The 15,223-nt window shown below is 53.5% G+C and carries 13 protein-coding genes; all 13 read left to right on the top strand.

What is annotated here, in order from left to right; genetic code table 11:
- The first annotated feature begins 2 nt into the window (after positions 1 to 2).
- Entirely contained in the window at positions 3 to 1,016 is a 1,014-nt protein-coding gene (locus AB9F29_RS18890; RefSeq protein ID WP_369756818.1) for an iron-containing alcohol dehydrogenase, read from the top strand.
- 653 nt (positions 1,017 to 1,669) lie between these two features.
- Positions 1,670 to 2,512 (top strand): helix-turn-helix domain-containing protein, encoded by an 843-nt coding sequence (locus tag AB9F29_RS18885; RefSeq protein ID WP_369756817.1) that lies wholly within the window; start codon positions 1,670 to 1,672, stop codon positions 2,510 to 2,512.
- A 125-nt stretch (positions 2,513 to 2,637) separates the two neighbouring features.
- The gene (locus AB9F29_RS18880) at positions 2,638 to 3,651 is read left to right on the top strand and encodes a branched-chain amino acid ABC transporter permease (RefSeq protein ID WP_369756816.1); all 1,014 of its coding nucleotides are present in this window, start codon (positions 2,638 to 2,640) and stop codon (positions 3,649 to 3,651) included.
- A 4-nt stretch (positions 3,652 to 3,655) separates the two neighbouring features.
- Positions 3,656 to 4,726, top strand: coding sequence for a branched-chain amino acid ABC transporter permease (locus AB9F29_RS18875; RefSeq protein ID WP_369756815.1), 1,071 nt, complete (start codon positions 3,656 to 3,658; stop codon positions 4,724 to 4,726).
- Positions 4,723 to 5,523, top strand: coding sequence for an ABC transporter ATP-binding protein (locus tag AB9F29_RS18870; protein WP_369756814.1), 801 nt, complete (start codon positions 4,723 to 4,725; stop codon positions 5,521 to 5,523). Before AB9F29_RS18875 ends, AB9F29_RS18870 begins: the two co-directional genes overlap by 4 nt.
- Positions 5,516 to 7,657, top strand: coding sequence for an ABC transporter permease (locus AB9F29_RS18865; protein WP_369756813.1), 2,142 nt, complete (start codon positions 5,516 to 5,518; stop codon positions 7,655 to 7,657). The genes AB9F29_RS18870 and AB9F29_RS18865 overlap by 8 nt, the downstream gene beginning before the upstream one ends.
- Positions 7,658 to 7,660: 3 nt before the next feature.
- On the top strand, positions 7,661 to 8,485 hold the full coding sequence (locus tag AB9F29_RS18860; RefSeq protein WP_369756812.1) for a phosphoenolpyruvate hydrolase family protein: 825 nt from the start codon (positions 7,661 to 7,663) through the stop codon (positions 8,483 to 8,485).
- A 25-nt stretch (positions 8,486 to 8,510) separates the two neighbouring features.
- Positions 8,511 to 11,246, top strand: a complete 2,736-nt coding sequence (locus AB9F29_RS18855) for a flotillin domain-containing protein (protein WP_369756811.1) — start codon at positions 8,511 to 8,513, stop codon at positions 11,244 to 11,246.
- Positions 11,246 to 11,683: an SRPBCC family protein gene (locus AB9F29_RS18850; protein ID WP_369756810.1), complete on the top strand. Its 438-nt coding sequence runs from the start codon at positions 11,246 to 11,248 to the stop codon at positions 11,681 to 11,683. The genes AB9F29_RS18855 and AB9F29_RS18850 overlap by 1 nt, the downstream gene beginning before the upstream one ends.
- A 1-nt stretch (position 11,684) precedes the next feature.
- On the top strand, positions 11,685 to 12,128 hold the full coding sequence (locus tag AB9F29_RS18845; RefSeq protein WP_369756809.1) for an SRPBCC family protein: 444 nt from the start codon (positions 11,685 to 11,687) through the stop codon (positions 12,126 to 12,128).
- Entirely contained in the window at positions 12,129 to 12,908 is a 780-nt protein-coding gene (locus AB9F29_RS18840; RefSeq protein WP_369756808.1) for a xanthine dehydrogenase family protein subunit M, read from the top strand. It abuts the gene before it with no gap.
- Complete coding sequence (locus AB9F29_RS18835; RefSeq protein WP_369756807.1) at positions 12,908 to 13,390, top strand: (2Fe-2S)-binding protein; 483 nt, start codon at positions 12,908 to 12,910, stop codon at positions 13,388 to 13,390. The genes AB9F29_RS18840 and AB9F29_RS18835 overlap by 1 nt, the downstream gene beginning before the upstream one ends.
- Positions 13,390 to 15,222: a xanthine dehydrogenase family protein molybdopterin-binding subunit gene (locus AB9F29_RS18830; protein ID WP_369756806.1), complete on the top strand. Its 1,833-nt coding sequence runs from the start codon at positions 13,390 to 13,392 to the stop codon at positions 15,220 to 15,222. The genes AB9F29_RS18835 and AB9F29_RS18830 overlap by 1 nt, the downstream gene beginning before the upstream one ends.
- Position 15,223 lies beyond the last annotated feature (1 nt).

The raw sequence follows: 15,223 nt of genomic DNA, 5'->3' as shown, positions 1-15,223 counted from the left end.
ACATGACGCTCATCACTTACCCGACTCGCGTCCATTTTGCCGATGATGTCTTGCAGGAAGCACTTCACTCCGAATTGGAACGTTCAGGGTGCAAAGCCCCGCTTTTGGTTTCAGAAGCCTCGCTTTTGGAATCGGAATTCGCCGACAGGATATTGTCGGGCCTACCTGTTTCTTCTCGACCTCAGCAATTGACCTTTTCGCACCATAGCGATTTGCGCCAAGCAGCGAAAACGGCGATTGAACAACCCTACATTCCAGACGTTATCATCGCATTCGGATCTGCGCGGGCGATCGAAGTTGGCCGAAAATGCCGGTACAAATTGATGCAAGCTCATGGCAAACGGCCGCTGCTTTTTGCAGTGCCTGGAGTGGACGGGCTTCCCGGGCCCTGTACTCGAAACCTAGAAACATGGCGTTCTGGCCTGCCGTCGGTGCTGATTTGTGATCCGACAGTCGCTTTGGGTGTCGAGACTGTTCAACTTTGGCGATCTATTATTCTAAGCCTTGTTCGTTGTATCGAATCCTATTTGGCTGTTGCCTATAATCCAACAGCCGACGGGATGGCTTTGGACGCCCTTATACGATGCGTTTCTAACTTTCCTAAAATAGATAAAAATCAAGAGCTTAACCTTTTGCGCGAGTTGATGGCGGCAAGCCTGAACGCGGCGCTGTCGCAAGAAAAGGGGGTCGGCCCGACCCTGACCTTGGCGGCGGCGCTGGCCGACCCGCGTGCGGGAATTGAGGAGCCCGAGTTGGCGCATGCCATTTTCCCAAGTGCGATCAAATTTGCGTCTCTAAACGGAGAAAAGGTTGAGACCCTGTTGAAGTTGATGGGCGCGCCAGATCAAAGTCTTGAGGTTGCCTTGACACGTTTGATGGCGCCTGTGCCCTTTTCCAAAAACCTATCTGACCTCGGAGTTGCTCCAGAGATCCTAGATTCAATTGCGCATCGGGTGGATGGGCAAGCAGGGCTGACCAATGAAATGATTCATAAAGTGTTGGACCCCATTTTTTGAGGCCGTGAAGTGGTTTCGCAATAACGGGTAGGAAAGCTTGGGTTGATTCGGAACTATTCGCGTCGAAATAGTGTAGGATGGAGGGCCGAAGGCAATAATTCCAACATTTGACCGGTAGTGGGCTGTTTAGAAACATGAGACGGAGGGGCATTTTTTGAAATCTGTTCGGAACATGAATTCCCTCGTAAAAAGAAGCTCATTTGAAGCGGCATAAAAGGCAGGTTTGTTTACGTCCGCGCTTTATTTCGTGATTTTGAAGGACAGTTCATTGTAAAATTAAGCAAATTCTACCAAGCCATCTAGTTGGACTGGTTTCCTATAATAATTCAGTGTTTTCAACCGAAAGTATGGGAAAATCACTTGTCAGACTGCTTATTCCCCGCACATTATTCGTCATAAAGTAGCCACGCCAGCCTTCAATTGCGACAACGCTTTTTGGCCGAGGTTATGACAGCGTTAGTTCCCGTAAAAGTTTACCCATATATTCTTTTTGGCGCTAACTTTTGCCTCGGCAATGTGTTGTTGGGCGTAACGTTGGGTCTGATTCTTAGAACGGATGGCTTGCCAGAAAACCTATGTGTGTGCCTTGATCATGAAACGATTTGACGTTCTTTCGCTTTAACGGGCGGAATTTGACTTGGGAGGGTCAGTCAATGAGCCAAGCAATCGCAGTAAGTCATGGGGAATTTGGACGGGCGGCTTTGTACCGTCTAAACAAAACCATTATCACGCATGCTCATCGTGAAGGGCATCTCATTTACTATCTTGAGGGGAGCAAAGCGGATATCCGCGTCCGCGATGAAATCTTTGAAGCAAGTGCAACACATGCAATTGCAGTGAGCCCGTGGGAACCCCATAATTTTGAGCTTGAAGAAGGGGGAACGGCGATTTGTTTGGTCCTTTACATCAAGCCGATGTGGTTCTTGGAAAACAGTCCTTCTGCGGAGTATTCCCTCAAGTTTGGGTGCACATCTGTGCGCATGTCAAACGAGATGAACCATTATGTAAAACGGCTGACTGCATTGCTCTTGGAAGTTGAAGACCAGTCTCAATTCGACGAATTTCTATTTGTCCTGACCAAAGCTAGTTTTGATGAAACCTGGAAAAACAACAATGCCGAAAACCGCAAACAGACCTATGACCGTCTGAGCGATTTTCGCGTTAGGAAGTCTTTGCGGATCATCCAGGAAAAGATGACCGAGGATATCGAAATGGAACATCTTGCGCGCAGTGTTGGCCTTTCTCGCCCGCATTTTTTCAAATTGTTCAAACAATATCTCGGCGTCACCCCAAACGTTTATATGAATACGCTCCGGTCTGAACGCGCAATTGAGGAGCTGTTGAATACCAACAAAACAGTGACCAACATCGCGTTTGATTTGGGGTTCTCGTCGCAGGCAAGCTTCACGCGATTCTTCTCTTCCAACGTCGGCATCGCTCCTAGTGAATATCGCCGCGTCGCACATGTGACAGAGGGCGCTTTTCCGATGATGTGAAACCCTAGAAGACTTTTGGGTACGCCCAGAATTCGACCCCTAGAGTAACCTCCTTCCTAAGAGGACCCCAGCAACTGGGGCAGGGAGGAATACTTGGAATATGTACCAACAAATGGCACTGTGGCATGAGACGTTTTGCGAATTCTCATCCCGTGTGGACCGGCATCATCGCGCTGGCAATTGTTGTATTGCTCTGGCTCATCTTTGCGCTTTGGCCTCCGGGGTTGGAAGCTGTAATGGGCAGGAAGAAAGTGTTCCTAGCGGCGCTCTTTAACGGCATCACTTTAGGCGGTTTGTACTTCCTCGTGGCCAGCGGATTTACTCTCATTTTTGGCCTGATGCGCAACGTGAATATGGCGCATGGCGCGTTGTATTTACTGGGCGGATATGTCGGGTTTCATACGGCGGATATCACCGGGTACTGGCTTTTAGCCTTCCCCGTTGCCTTTGTGGTTGTGGGCTTTTGCGGTGTACTACTGCAAGTATTGGTGTTCAGCCGAATGGAAGGCGAAGACCTGCGCCAAACGCTTGTTACCATCGGGCTATCAATCGTTTTTGCCGACCTGATGCTCTGGGGTTTTGGTGGCGATTTCTTCAATATTTCTCCACCGGAATGGCTTTCCGGCCCGATCGAAACCTTCATTGTCACGGCGCAAAAGAGCAATGGCGACGCCGTCTTTATGAAGTACCCAATGGTGCGGATCGTGATCTTTTTAGCGGCAGTATTCTTGGGGCTTGCGATGTGGTTCGCTCTGAATAAGACACGCATTGGCATGATGATCCGCGCAGGCGTTGACGACCGCGACATGCTGCGGGCAACTGGAGCGCGCATTCAAATTGTGTTCGTTGGGGTCTTTGCATTTGGTGCAGGACTGGCCGGCATTGCAGGTGTGGTTGGAGGCACCTTTCAATCGGTCGCACCTGGGGAGGACATCAGGTTCCTATTGGCCAGCCTTGTAGTCGTTATTGTGGGCGGAATGGGGTCGATCCCCGGCGCAGCCCTTGGTGCTCTTCTGATCGGTTTGGCCGAGCAGTTTGGCTCAGTTTATTTCCCTACCTACGCAGTTGTTCTGACGTTTTTAATCATGGTTGTTGTGTTGGCGTTCCGCCCACAGGGCTTGATGGGCAGGGAGGGATAGCGGAATGGTTGACGTGACCCCTTCGAATATTGGCGCTGGTAAAGCACGCGCGCCTTCTTGGATTGAAAGCATCTCGCCGGCCTATTGGATTGCGGGTTTGATCCTCCTCGTGATCCCTGCCTTCGTCAGTCCATTTTTCATGTTCCAATTAATGGGCTGGACCTTCATCCTCGGCATCATTGCCCTAAGTTTGATGTTTCTTGGCGGATATGGTGGCATGATCAGCATGGCGCAAATGGCCTTCGCTGGTTTCGCGGGCTACATGGTTGCCATTTTTGGCGATAGTGCGATTGAGACGATTTCCCAAGGTTGGCCATGGTGGATTGTGATCCCGCTGGCTCTGTTCCTCACGATGGTTTTTTCCACCGCCGTTGGCTGGTTGGCCGTGCGGACAGAAGGCATCTATACCATTATGATCACCCTCGCGATTGCGGCTGCGTTCTTCTATTTCACGCGCCAGAATTATGATTTGTTCAACGGATTTCAGGGCTTTAACTCCGTCATACCGCCAAAGCTGTTTGGTGTGGATTGGCGCGGTCCTTATGCGTTTTACTACTTGTCCCTGTTCTTTGCCGTTGCGTCCTATGCGCTCGTTCTTTACATCAGCCGCGCCCCCTTTGGCTTGGCGTTGCAAGGGGTGCGCGACAACCCGCGCCGCATGGCGGCCCTTGGCTACAATGTCACAGCGCACCGCGTCGCTGCCTATGCTTTTGCGGGGTTCCTCGCTGGAATTGGCGGCATACTCCTAACCTGGCAGTCGAGCCAGATTTCGCCAGGTACCGTCGGTATTTCTCCTGCAATCGACATCCTGATCATTGCCGTTATTGGCGGCCTTCGCCACCCGATTGGCGCGTTTATTGGTGCTTTCATCTATGTGATCCTCAAAACTTTTGCCGTTGATATACTGGTGGGCCTTGGGTTGGCGGGCGAGCGGTTTCAATTGGTGATCGGCCTTGGTTTCCTCGCGATTGTTTTCTTTTCGCCAGACGGAATACTCGGCCTTTGGGCCAAATTCAAAGACAGCCGCAACCGTGATCCTTTGACGGAGAAAGAAAACGGAGGCCGTCCGCTATGAGCGTTATGAGTGTCATGTCAAATGGGGCGGCTGCGGCTTCGGGGGGGGCGGGCTATGCGCTTGAGTTGCGCGGTGTGTCCAAGAAATTCGGCGCCCTCGAAGCGTTAAGCGACATCAATATGTTGGTGCGTCCGGGCGAACGGCGCGCGGTGCTTGGCTCCAACGGAGCAGGGAAAACCACCCTGTTTAATTGTATCACAGGGGACTTCCCGCCAACGACTGGGGCGATCCGGTTTTTTGGTGAGGATGTAACCGTTTTTCCCGCGCAAGAACGTATTCGGCGAGGGCTGCGACGGACTTATCAAATCTCGCTGCTGTTCAACGGATTAAGTGTTCTAGACAATGTTTACCTTGCGTGTCGCGGTGTTTCGCGGGGCAGGTTCTCCTTTGTGCGCCCAAATAAATCGGATGCCCTGATGCAAACCGCCGAGGAGCTGGTCGCCACCGTCCATCTTTCGGATGTCGGCAAAACTATGGTGAGTGATCTGTCTTATGGGCAGCAGCGCCAACTTGAAATTGCCATGGCCTTGTCGGGCGCACCGCGGTTTATTCTGTTTGATGAACCCGCAGCAGGCCTCTCGCCAACCGAGCGTAATGAGCTGGTGGATATCCTGTTGGGGCTGCCTGGCCACGTTGGTTACATCATCATCGAGCATGACATGGATGTCGCGCTGCGCGTCAGCGATATGGTGACGATGATGCACAACGGTCGCATTTTCAAAGAGGGAAAACCCGCCGAGATCGAAGATGATCCAGAAGTGCAGGCGTTGTATCTGGGGGGTGGTGGCGATGAGTAACGCCCTCGAAGTTCGCGACCTCAACGTCTTTTATGGCCAATCTCACGCGCTTCAAGGGGTGAACTTGACGCTGAGTTCCGGCGTGCTTTCGGTTGTTGGCCGCAACGGCATGGGTAAAACCACCCTTTGCAAGGCGATCATGGGCTTGGTGCCGGTTCGGTCTGGCTCGATCTCTTTTGGAGGTCAGTCGCTGGCAGGACTAGGGCCTGCCGAAATTGCACGGCTTGGCATTGGCTATGTCCCGCAGGGGCGACGTCTTTGGAAATCCCTGACCGTAGACGAGCACTTGCAACTGGTTGCGACCAAGGGTGGTGACTGGACTCCAGAGCGAATTTACTCGGTTTTTCCCCGCTTGGCCGAGCGTAAATCAAACGGGGGTGCGCAGCTCTCCGGTGGCGAGCAACAGATGTTAGCGATTGGCCGAGCGCTGTTGTTGAACCCAAAACTGCTGGTGATGGATGAGCCGACCGAAGGTTTGGCACCGGTTATCGTCAATCAGGTCGCGGAAATGCTGGTTCAACTAGGGCGTCAAGGCGACATGGATGTTCTGGTGATTGAACAGAATATTGGCGTTGCAACCTCCGTGGCCGAGCAAGTGGCCATCATGGTCAACGGCAAGGTCAATCGGGTGATGGATGCGGGGCTTCTCGCGGCGGATCGCGATTTGCAGCAAGCGTTGCTTGGCGTAGGTCGCCACGCGCATGATGAAACCCCTGATGACGCGCCTGCTGGCAAGGCAGAACCAGAAAAAGTGGCGCCCTCAAGTACTAAAATTTACCTCTCCAATCCCAATGTGCCGACGCGCTGGTCTCCTCCAGTGCCCGCGCATGTTATCGCGCAAGCGGCGCGGACCGTAACGGCTGTTGCTGCTCCCGCAGCGGTTGTTGCGGTGCCGCGGGGAGCAGGCACGGCGCGCAATGGTGTCGTTTATATTTGTGGAACGATGGACACCAAAGGGGCCGAACTTCGGTTCATGCGTGACATCATCAAGGGGCAGGGGTTGCGCGTGGCGCTTGTGGATCTCTCGACCAGTGGCAAATCTTCTGGTGCGGAAGTGCCGCCAAATGCAGTTGCAGGTTTTCATCCCCGCGGCGTGGCTGGCGTTATGACCGGAGATCGCGGCACGGCCGTTGCAGGTATGACCTTGGCGTTTGAGCGTTGGGTGCGGCAACGCCGCGATATTGCCGCCGTAGTTGGGGCGGGTGGATCGGGCGGAACGGCAGTTGTATCCCCTGGGTTTCGCGCGCTTCCCGTAGGGGTTCCCAAGTTTATTGTATCAACTGTCGCGAGTGGGAACACAGAACAATATGTGGGCGCTTCTGACATCACGATGATGCATTCGGTGGCCGATGTTCAGGGGCTCAACTCGATTACCCGCGAGGTTTTGGCAAATGCCGCCAACGGGGTTGCAGGTATGGCAAAAGGCCGCCAAAAAACCGTGCCGGTTGTGGACAAACCAGCCATTGGATTGACCATGTTTGGTGTAACAACCAAATGCGTTCAACAAGTCGTATCACAGCTGGACGGTGTGTATGATTGCCTTGTTTTTCATGCCACGGGGACGGGTGGCCGTGCGATGGAAAATCTGCTGTCGTCGGGTATGCTTGAGGCCGTTATTGATCTCACCACCACCGAGATTTGCGACATGGTTACAGGCGGTGTTTTTGCAGCGAATGAAACCCGTTTTGATGCCATGATCAACGATGGTCGCCCCTATATTGGGTCCTGCGGCGCGCTCGATATGGTGAATTTCAACGCCCCAGATACGGTTCCTGCCAAGTATCTGGGTCGTCTGTTCTATGAGCATAATCCGCAAATCACCCTGATGCGTACTACCCCAGAAGAAAACGCCGAGATGGGGCGCTTCATTGGCGAGAAACTCAACAAAATGAATGGCGTTGTGCGGTTTTTCCTTCCCGAGGGCGGTGTCTCGGCGCTTGATGCTCCTGGGCAGCCCTTCTGGAATCCGGCGGCAAACAAAGCGCTGTTTACAGCCTTGGAAGAAACCCTGCGCCCGACAGCGAACCGTCAATTGGTTCGCGTACCACACAATATCAATGACCCTGAATTTGCGGACCTTGTGGTTAAGACTTTCCAGTCTTTCCACGCCCGCCCAGTTCAAAGGAAAGCTTAGACTATGTTTGATCGTGCAACACTGATGAAGAATTTTCGCGCCATGCGGGACCGTGGAGAGCCGATTATCGGCGGCGGAGCGGGGACGGGATTGTCGGCGAAATGTGAAGAGGCGGGCGGGATTGACCTGATCGTAATTTACAATTCGGGGCGTTACCGAATGGCGGGCCGCGGGTCTTTAGCGGGTTTGATGCCCTATGGTGACGCGAATGCCGTTGTCATGGAAATGGCGGGCGAGGTTTTACCCGTTGTTAAGAAAACCCCAGTTTTGGCGGGTGTGTGCGCCTCTGATCCGTTCCGTCTGATTGACAAGTTTCTGGATCAGGTGAAGGACGCAGGTTTTAGTGGCGTCCAAAATTTCCCTACAGTGGGTCTGATTGACGGTAATTTTCGTGCCAATTTGGAAGAAACCGGCATGTCGTACCAGCTTGAGGTCGATATGATCGCCGCCGCCCACAAGAAGGATATGCTCACAACGCCCTATGTCTTTTGCGAAGAAGACGCGCGTGCCATGGCAAAGGCTGGCGCGGATATCATCGTAGTTCATTTGGGCCTAACGACGGGTGGATCAATTGGGGCGGAAACGGGCTGCACGCTGGAACAGGCACCGGCCCTAACCGACGCTTGGGCGAAAGCGGCCCTAGATATAAATCCAGACGTCATCGTGTTGGTCCATGGCGGCCCCGTTGCGATGCCAGAGGACGCAGAGTTCGTGCTGAAAAACACCAAATACTGCCACGGCTTCTATGGCGCTTCTTCGATGGAGCGCTTGCCTACCGAAATTGCACTGACTGCGCAAACTAAGAAATTCAAGGAGATTGGGCGCTAAGGCGACCCAAGTTGGAGGAACCGACATGACCGGCGAACTAATTGGACAGTTGATCTTATGGCTGATTACAGCTGTGATCGTAATTTTCATCCTGTATTGGGTGATGAACTGGCTGTACCGCCGGTCAACCAAAGAAATCGCATTCGTGCGAACGGGTTTGTTCGGCGAAAAGGTTGTGATCGATAGCGGCGCTTTCGTCTGGCCGATCGTGCATGACATTACGCCGGTTAACATGAATTCGATGGACCTGCATGTTGTTCGCGAAAAAGGCGACGCGCTGATTACAAAAGACCGGATGCGGATTGATATCGAAGCGTCGTTTTATGTGCGTGTGGGTCAAACAAAAGAGGCCGTTACTCTGGCGGCATCAACGCTTGGTCGCCGCACCCTTGAGCCTGAGCGTATTCACCAGCTTTTGAACGGTAAATTCGTTTCTGCCTTGCGCACAGTTGCGGCTGAAATGACCATGGAAGACTTGCACGAAAAGCGCGGCGATTATGTGGCACGTGTGATCGAAGCTGCCCAGCTGAGTTTGGATAAAAACGGACTTGATCTTGAGAGCGTGGCGATCCTCGATATCGATCAATCTGACATCGAGTATTTCAACCCCTCCAACCGCTTTGATGCAGAAGGTTTAACGAGTGTCATTGAGGCCATCGAAGGCCGTCGCAAGCTGCGCAATGACATTGAGCAAGACACTATGCTGCAAATTCGCACACGCAATTTGGCAGCGGAAAAAGAAAGCCTAAATATCGAGCGGGAAAGTGAAAACGCACGTCTCGATCAAGAGCGCGAAATTGAGTTCCGTCGCGCGCAACAACGGGCCGAGCTGACACGCGAGCGCTCTGAGCGCGAAAGGGAAGGCGAGCAGGCAACTTTCTTGAATCGCGAAGCCATTGAGACTGCCCGCATCGCAAATGACGAGCATATCGCCCAAGCGCGGATTGCCTCTGAGAAGACCATTCGCAAGCAAGAAATTGAGCGTCAGGAAGTGATTGATATCGCTGAGATCGCTACTCGTGAAACCATCGAAAAAGCGCGAATTTCCCAAGAAAAAATTCTGACAGAAACGCGCATAAAATCATCCAAAGATACCGAAGCGGCGGAAATTTCGGCAAAGGAAACGATCGAAAAGGCGCGGATTACACAGGAGCGCAATTTGACCGAGGCGCGTATAGCCAGGGATCTGGATACGCAAAATCTAGAGATTGATCGCAAGCGGGTCGTTGATGCAGCGGAGATCGTTGCAAGGGAAATCATCGAAAAAGCACGTATTGCACAAGAGGACGAAATCACCCATGCGCGCATTGATTTGGATCGTGTCACTCGAGAACGTGAGATCACCCGCGAAAAGGCCATAGAAGTGGCGGATATAGCGCGGCATAAAACAATTGCCGCCGAGCGGATCAAATCCGAAAAAGAGACGCGTACGTTGGAAATCGCGTCCTCGGAGGAAACTTCGAAAGAGTTGATTGCCCAAGAGGAGCGTGTGCGAAGTCTTGAGATTGCGCGCAACGAAGCCCTAGATCAGGCGCAAATTGCTAGCCAAGAAGCTATTGATAAGTCTCGCATTCTAACCCAGGCGCGCCTCGCCGTAGAGCGGATCGAGAATGAAGAGCGTACTGCGGAACGTGATTTGGCGCGCGAACAAGCAATTGCTATTGCCAATGAGGCGCGTGCTGAGGCCGTTGAAGCCAAACGTATCGCCAAAGAGAAGCATTTGGCTGCGGAACGCATTGCCTATGAGCAAGACATGCGTGAACGCGAGATTGCCCGCAACAAGGCCGTAGATGTGGCGAATGTTGAAGCGCAGGAAAGCGTGAAGGCCGCGAAAATCGGGGAAGATGGCCGGACTCGTGCTGCAGAAATTGCCCGCGATCAGGTGCTGGAAGCCAGACAACTTGAACGCAGAAAATCGCTTGAGCAACTCGAAATCGCGCGTGTGCAAGTGTTGCGAGAAGCAGAAATTGCAAGCCGCGAGGATATCGAACGTGCACAAATTGCCTCGGAACGTGGTCTTGATGACGCTCGAATTGGTCATCAAACAGAGCGCCGTAAATTGGAAATTGGGCGCGAAAAAGCGGTCGAAGAAGCGAGTATGGAAAAGGCTATTGCCCTTTACCAAAAGTCGCTGGATGAAAGTGCAGCCGCTATTGAAGCGGAAAATGCCCGTGGGCGCGCACTAGAAGCCGCCGAGAAGGCTACCACGGCGGGTCATGCCGAAGTGGCAAACCGTGCGAAAGCAATCGGTATAACTGCGGCCGAACTTGAATCCGAACGTCAACGCATCCATGCAGAAGGTGAGAAAATCCGTGCGGCAGTCGAGGCTGAAGCGCAGAAACTCATCAACGAAGCTGAGAATGTATTGACCAATGATGCCCGCCAGAGCCTGTTCAAGCGCAAAATGCTTGAACATGTTGAGGGCATTGTCAGCGCCTCTGCGAAGCCGCTTGAGAAGATCAACGACATCAGAATTATGCAACTTGGTGGGTCAAACACTCAGGGGCTCGATTGGAGTGGCGCTGGGGGCGGTTCAGGTGGTGGTGGTGGCTCAAGCCCCACCGATGAAGTGATGAACTCAGCACTTCGGTACCGCGTTCAGGCGCCGATGGTTGATAGCCTCTTGGCCGACATCGGGATCGACGGAAGCAATATCGCCAAATCCGATATTTTCCGCAATGTGTCCGATATGACCCGCGCAAGTTCAGAAATATCGCGTGCCGAAGCGGCGAAAACGCCGAAGAAGAAGGAGTCCGAATAATGGCCCGCGTCTTTGTTTCAACCGTCATTAATGCTGAAGCTTCCGCTGTTTGGGACCGGATCCGCGACTTTAACGGAATGCCAAAATGGCACCCTCGGATTCGGGACAGCCGCATCGAAGACGCGCTTCCCGCGGATAAGATCGGTGCAATCCGCAACTTCCATTTGCAAAGCGGGGATATGATCCGCGAACAGTTGGTTGGGATGTCGGATTACGACCTGTTTTATAGCTATGCCATGCTTGAGGGGCCGATGCCTCTGTGGGACTATATGGCCACGTTGCGCCTGACCCCGATTACGGACGGCAACCGTTGTTTTGCGGAATGGTCAGCAGAGTTTGATTGCGACCCGTCCAACGCGTCCGATCTTCAGAATGGCATTGCGACCAATGTGTTTCAGGGCGGTTTTGACGCGCTTAAACGACATTTCGGGGGCTAGCATGGTCAAGGTCATCCGCAGCACAATCCTACCTGCACCGGTTGAGGCCGTTTGGGACGTATTGCGCGATTTCAATGGGCATAGCGCGTGGCATCCGATTGTTACAAGCAGCCAGATTGAGCGGGGTCTGCCCAGTGATAAAGTTGGTTGTATTCGCAAGTTTAAATTGGAAGACGGGTCGGAATTGCGCGAGCAGTTGTTGGCGTTGTCGGATGCAGATTTGGCCTATTCCTATTGTCTATTGGAAACGCCGGTTCCCCTGTTCAACTACGTCAGCCACGTGCGTTTGATCCCAGTCACGGACACGGATCACACGTTTTGGCATTGGGAAGGCAGTTTTGACACCCTCCCAGAAAAACGCGACGCGATGATCGATTTAGTCGGCCATGATATTTATGAGGCGGGGTTCAATGCGATCCGTTCCGCCATGAAATTGGAGGGCTGAATGGTCACCGTCAGCACATATCAAACAATGAGTGAGGCCGCAGGAAAGCTGGCCGAAGGAAGCATGTATATGGCCGGTGGCACGATTGTCATGCGCAGGGTCAATTTTGGCGACCAGAGCTTTCATAACATCATTCGTGTTCAGCAACCTGAACGTGGAATCACAAGCGATGCGCAAGGGATCAAGATTGGTGCGGGCACGACTATGGCCGAGATTTTGGCCCATCGCGATCTGGATTTTCTGCATCCTGTCGCTAGACAGATTGGGGGGCCTGCGATCCGCAACATGGCGACCATTGGTGGCAATCTTTTTGCAAGAAATCCCAACGGCGATATGGCGGCCGCGCTTCTGGCTTTGAATGCACAGGTGGTGATGGCTGATGGTCACGCTAGTCCGATCGAGACGTTCTTGTTGGACCGTGGACATGTGCGCGGTTTGGTGGCCTCACTGATCGTGCCGCGCGTGCCGCATGGCGCTTTCAAATATGTCAAAATTAGCCGAGTGAAGCCCCGAGGCGTCGCCATCATGACAATCTCGGTTCTGCTCGGCGGTAGCGATCCTCGGGTAGTATTTAGCAATATGGGCCCAACGCCCCTGCGTGCAAAACCTGCCGAACGGGCGCTCGCGGGGGGCGTGAATCCCTCCGCTATTGAAGCGGCCTGTGCCGTTTGCACCCAAGGGCTTTCGCCCGCTGAAGATGCGCTCGCGAGTGCGTGGTATCGAACCGAGGTCGCCCCAGTTCATTTGCGGCGCTTGTTGACAAACGGAGGGCTGCGCTAATGGCCAAAACACCGGTTACTTTTACTCTGAATGATGCCGAAACAGCCCTTTTTGTGGATGGTGGTGCCGCGTTGATCGAGGTGTTGCGCCGCGGGGCAGGTGATCTGACGCCAAAACAGGGCTGTGCTCAAGGGAGTTGCGGGGCGTGCACGGTTTTGATCGACGGCGAACCGCATTTATCCTGCCTTACGCTGGCGGAAACCGTTCAGGGTAAGCGCGTTAATACAACGGCAAGTCTGGCGAACGGTCCAGAATTGCACCCGTTACAAAAGGCCTTCATGGAAGGTTTTGCCGCCCAGTGCGGCTATTGCACGCCAGGAATGTTGATGTCTGCAAAATCGCTTTTGGATCATAATCCCAATCCATCGCGCGACGAAGTTATTGAGGCGATCTCTGGCAATCTTTGCCGCTGCACGGGGTATGAGCCCATTGTCGACGCAATCCTTGCGGCCTCGACCCAACTCCAGCGGAGGGTTGTCTGATGTCTTCTATTGAGTTTCGCAAAGATCTGTTCGCGGACGAACGTGACGACAATTTGAAAGAGATCGGTAAGCCGACAATTAGGCAAGATATTCTGGGCCATGTGACCGGCCGAACGCCTTACTACGACGATCATTTGTTCGACGGTTTGTTGCATATGCGCGCTGTACGCAGCCCACATCATAACGCTCAGATCGTTTCACTTGATATTTCGGCGGCGGAAAAAATGCCGGGCGTGCGCAAGGTTGCGACAGCCAAAGACGTGCCCCGCAATCTGAATACCTTGTTGTCACTTATCAACTTCGGTCGGGATGACGAACCCCTCTGTGCACATGACTTTGTGCGCTATGTTGGGGAAGCGGTGGCGTGGGTTATTGCCGACACCGAACGTCAGGCGCGCGACGCGGTGGCAAAGGTCCGAGTGACTTATAACGTGCTCCCCCATGTTTTGGATGTTGAGGAGGCCATTGCCTCCGGAGCGCCGGTGGTTAACGATATCTACCCCAACAATTCCTTCGACTATCACGCAAAATACGATCACCAGAAAATTCGCTTTGGCGATGTGAACGCGGCATTTGCCAAGGCGGATCACGTCATCGAGGCAGAGTACCAGATGTCACCGATCGAGCAGGCCCCGATTGAGACTTGTGGCGCGATTGCAGCCCCCGAAACCAATGATCGTTTCGTATGTTACACCAACACACAGGCGCTGTTTTTCTCTCTCGGTACAACGGCGAAGCTACTTGATATTGCGTCTTCACGGCTGCATTTTATTGGCGGAACAGCAGGGGGCGGCTTTGGGGGTAAGGTGGATTCCATTGTGGAACCCACGGCTGTTTTAGGCGCAATGCTCACCGGTAAGCCCGTGAAATTCGCATGGGATCGCGAAGAGGAAATGCAGGTAGGTGCCCCCAGGGGAGGTGAGCGCTGGCGGATCAAAGATGGTGTCATGAACGATGGTACGATCATTGCACGCGAGCTAACCGGCTTCTTTGATTGTGGTGCCTACATGCGGTTGTCGCCCTATGCGATCATCAAATGTTCAGGGCATATTCCTGGTCCGTATTCGATCCCAAATGTATCGTCGAATGTGTACTGCTGCATCACCAACCGTACGCCCGCGACGGCGATGCGCGGGTTCGGAATTACGGCGGTAGACTTCTCAATTGAGTGCCACATGGATCGTGTGGCTGAGGCCGTAGGCATGAACCCGATCGAGTTGCGGATCAAGAATGCTTATCGGGATGGCGACATGAAAGCCCATCGACGCAAGGCCAAAAATACGGCGTTGATTGAGTGCTGTCAGGTTGCCGCTGGAAAAGCCGGTTGGGCGATCTCGCCCGAAGCCGCCGCGCAATCGTCGCTTGTTGGCGGTGGCGGGGATCGCGCCCTCATTCCCGAGACTTTGATCGACGAAGAAGGCCGAATTGGCGAGCGACGTCAAGGGCGGGTGGCAAGTACCAGTCCAAGCAAAAATCCAACGTCGCGAGTTGCTGCAGGTGTTCATGGAGAGACAAAAGTCGGTGCTCCGGTTCAAAATTCCGACATGCAAATTGATGCAGAGCGGATTGGCCATAAAATGGGTGCAACGGAGGTTGCCGTTCCAAATCCGCCAATCGCCGCGACCCCAACGGCCCCTACTAGGGCACCTCTCCCCATTGCACCGCCAGCTGCCGCAGCCCAGCCTGTGATTGCGCCGACCTATGTGCCGCCGTCCGCGCCTCCAGCCGCTCCCGCACCCGCGGGACAGCAAAAACCCTACGAACCAAAACCCTATTCTAGCAGCCCAAGGCCGGGCAGTTCCACGTTCACTTCTGGCTATCGGAGACGTTGAC

Origin of the sequence: Falsihalocynthiibacter sp. S25ZX9 (assembly GCF_041205405.1) — a bacterium.
In the GTDB taxonomy this organism is placed as follows: domain Bacteria; phylum Pseudomonadota; class Alphaproteobacteria; order Rhodobacterales; family Rhodobacteraceae; genus Falsihalocynthiibacter; species Falsihalocynthiibacter arcticus.
Note: the sequence above shows the minus strand (reverse complement) of the source record. Positions and strands in the feature narration are given on the sequence as shown.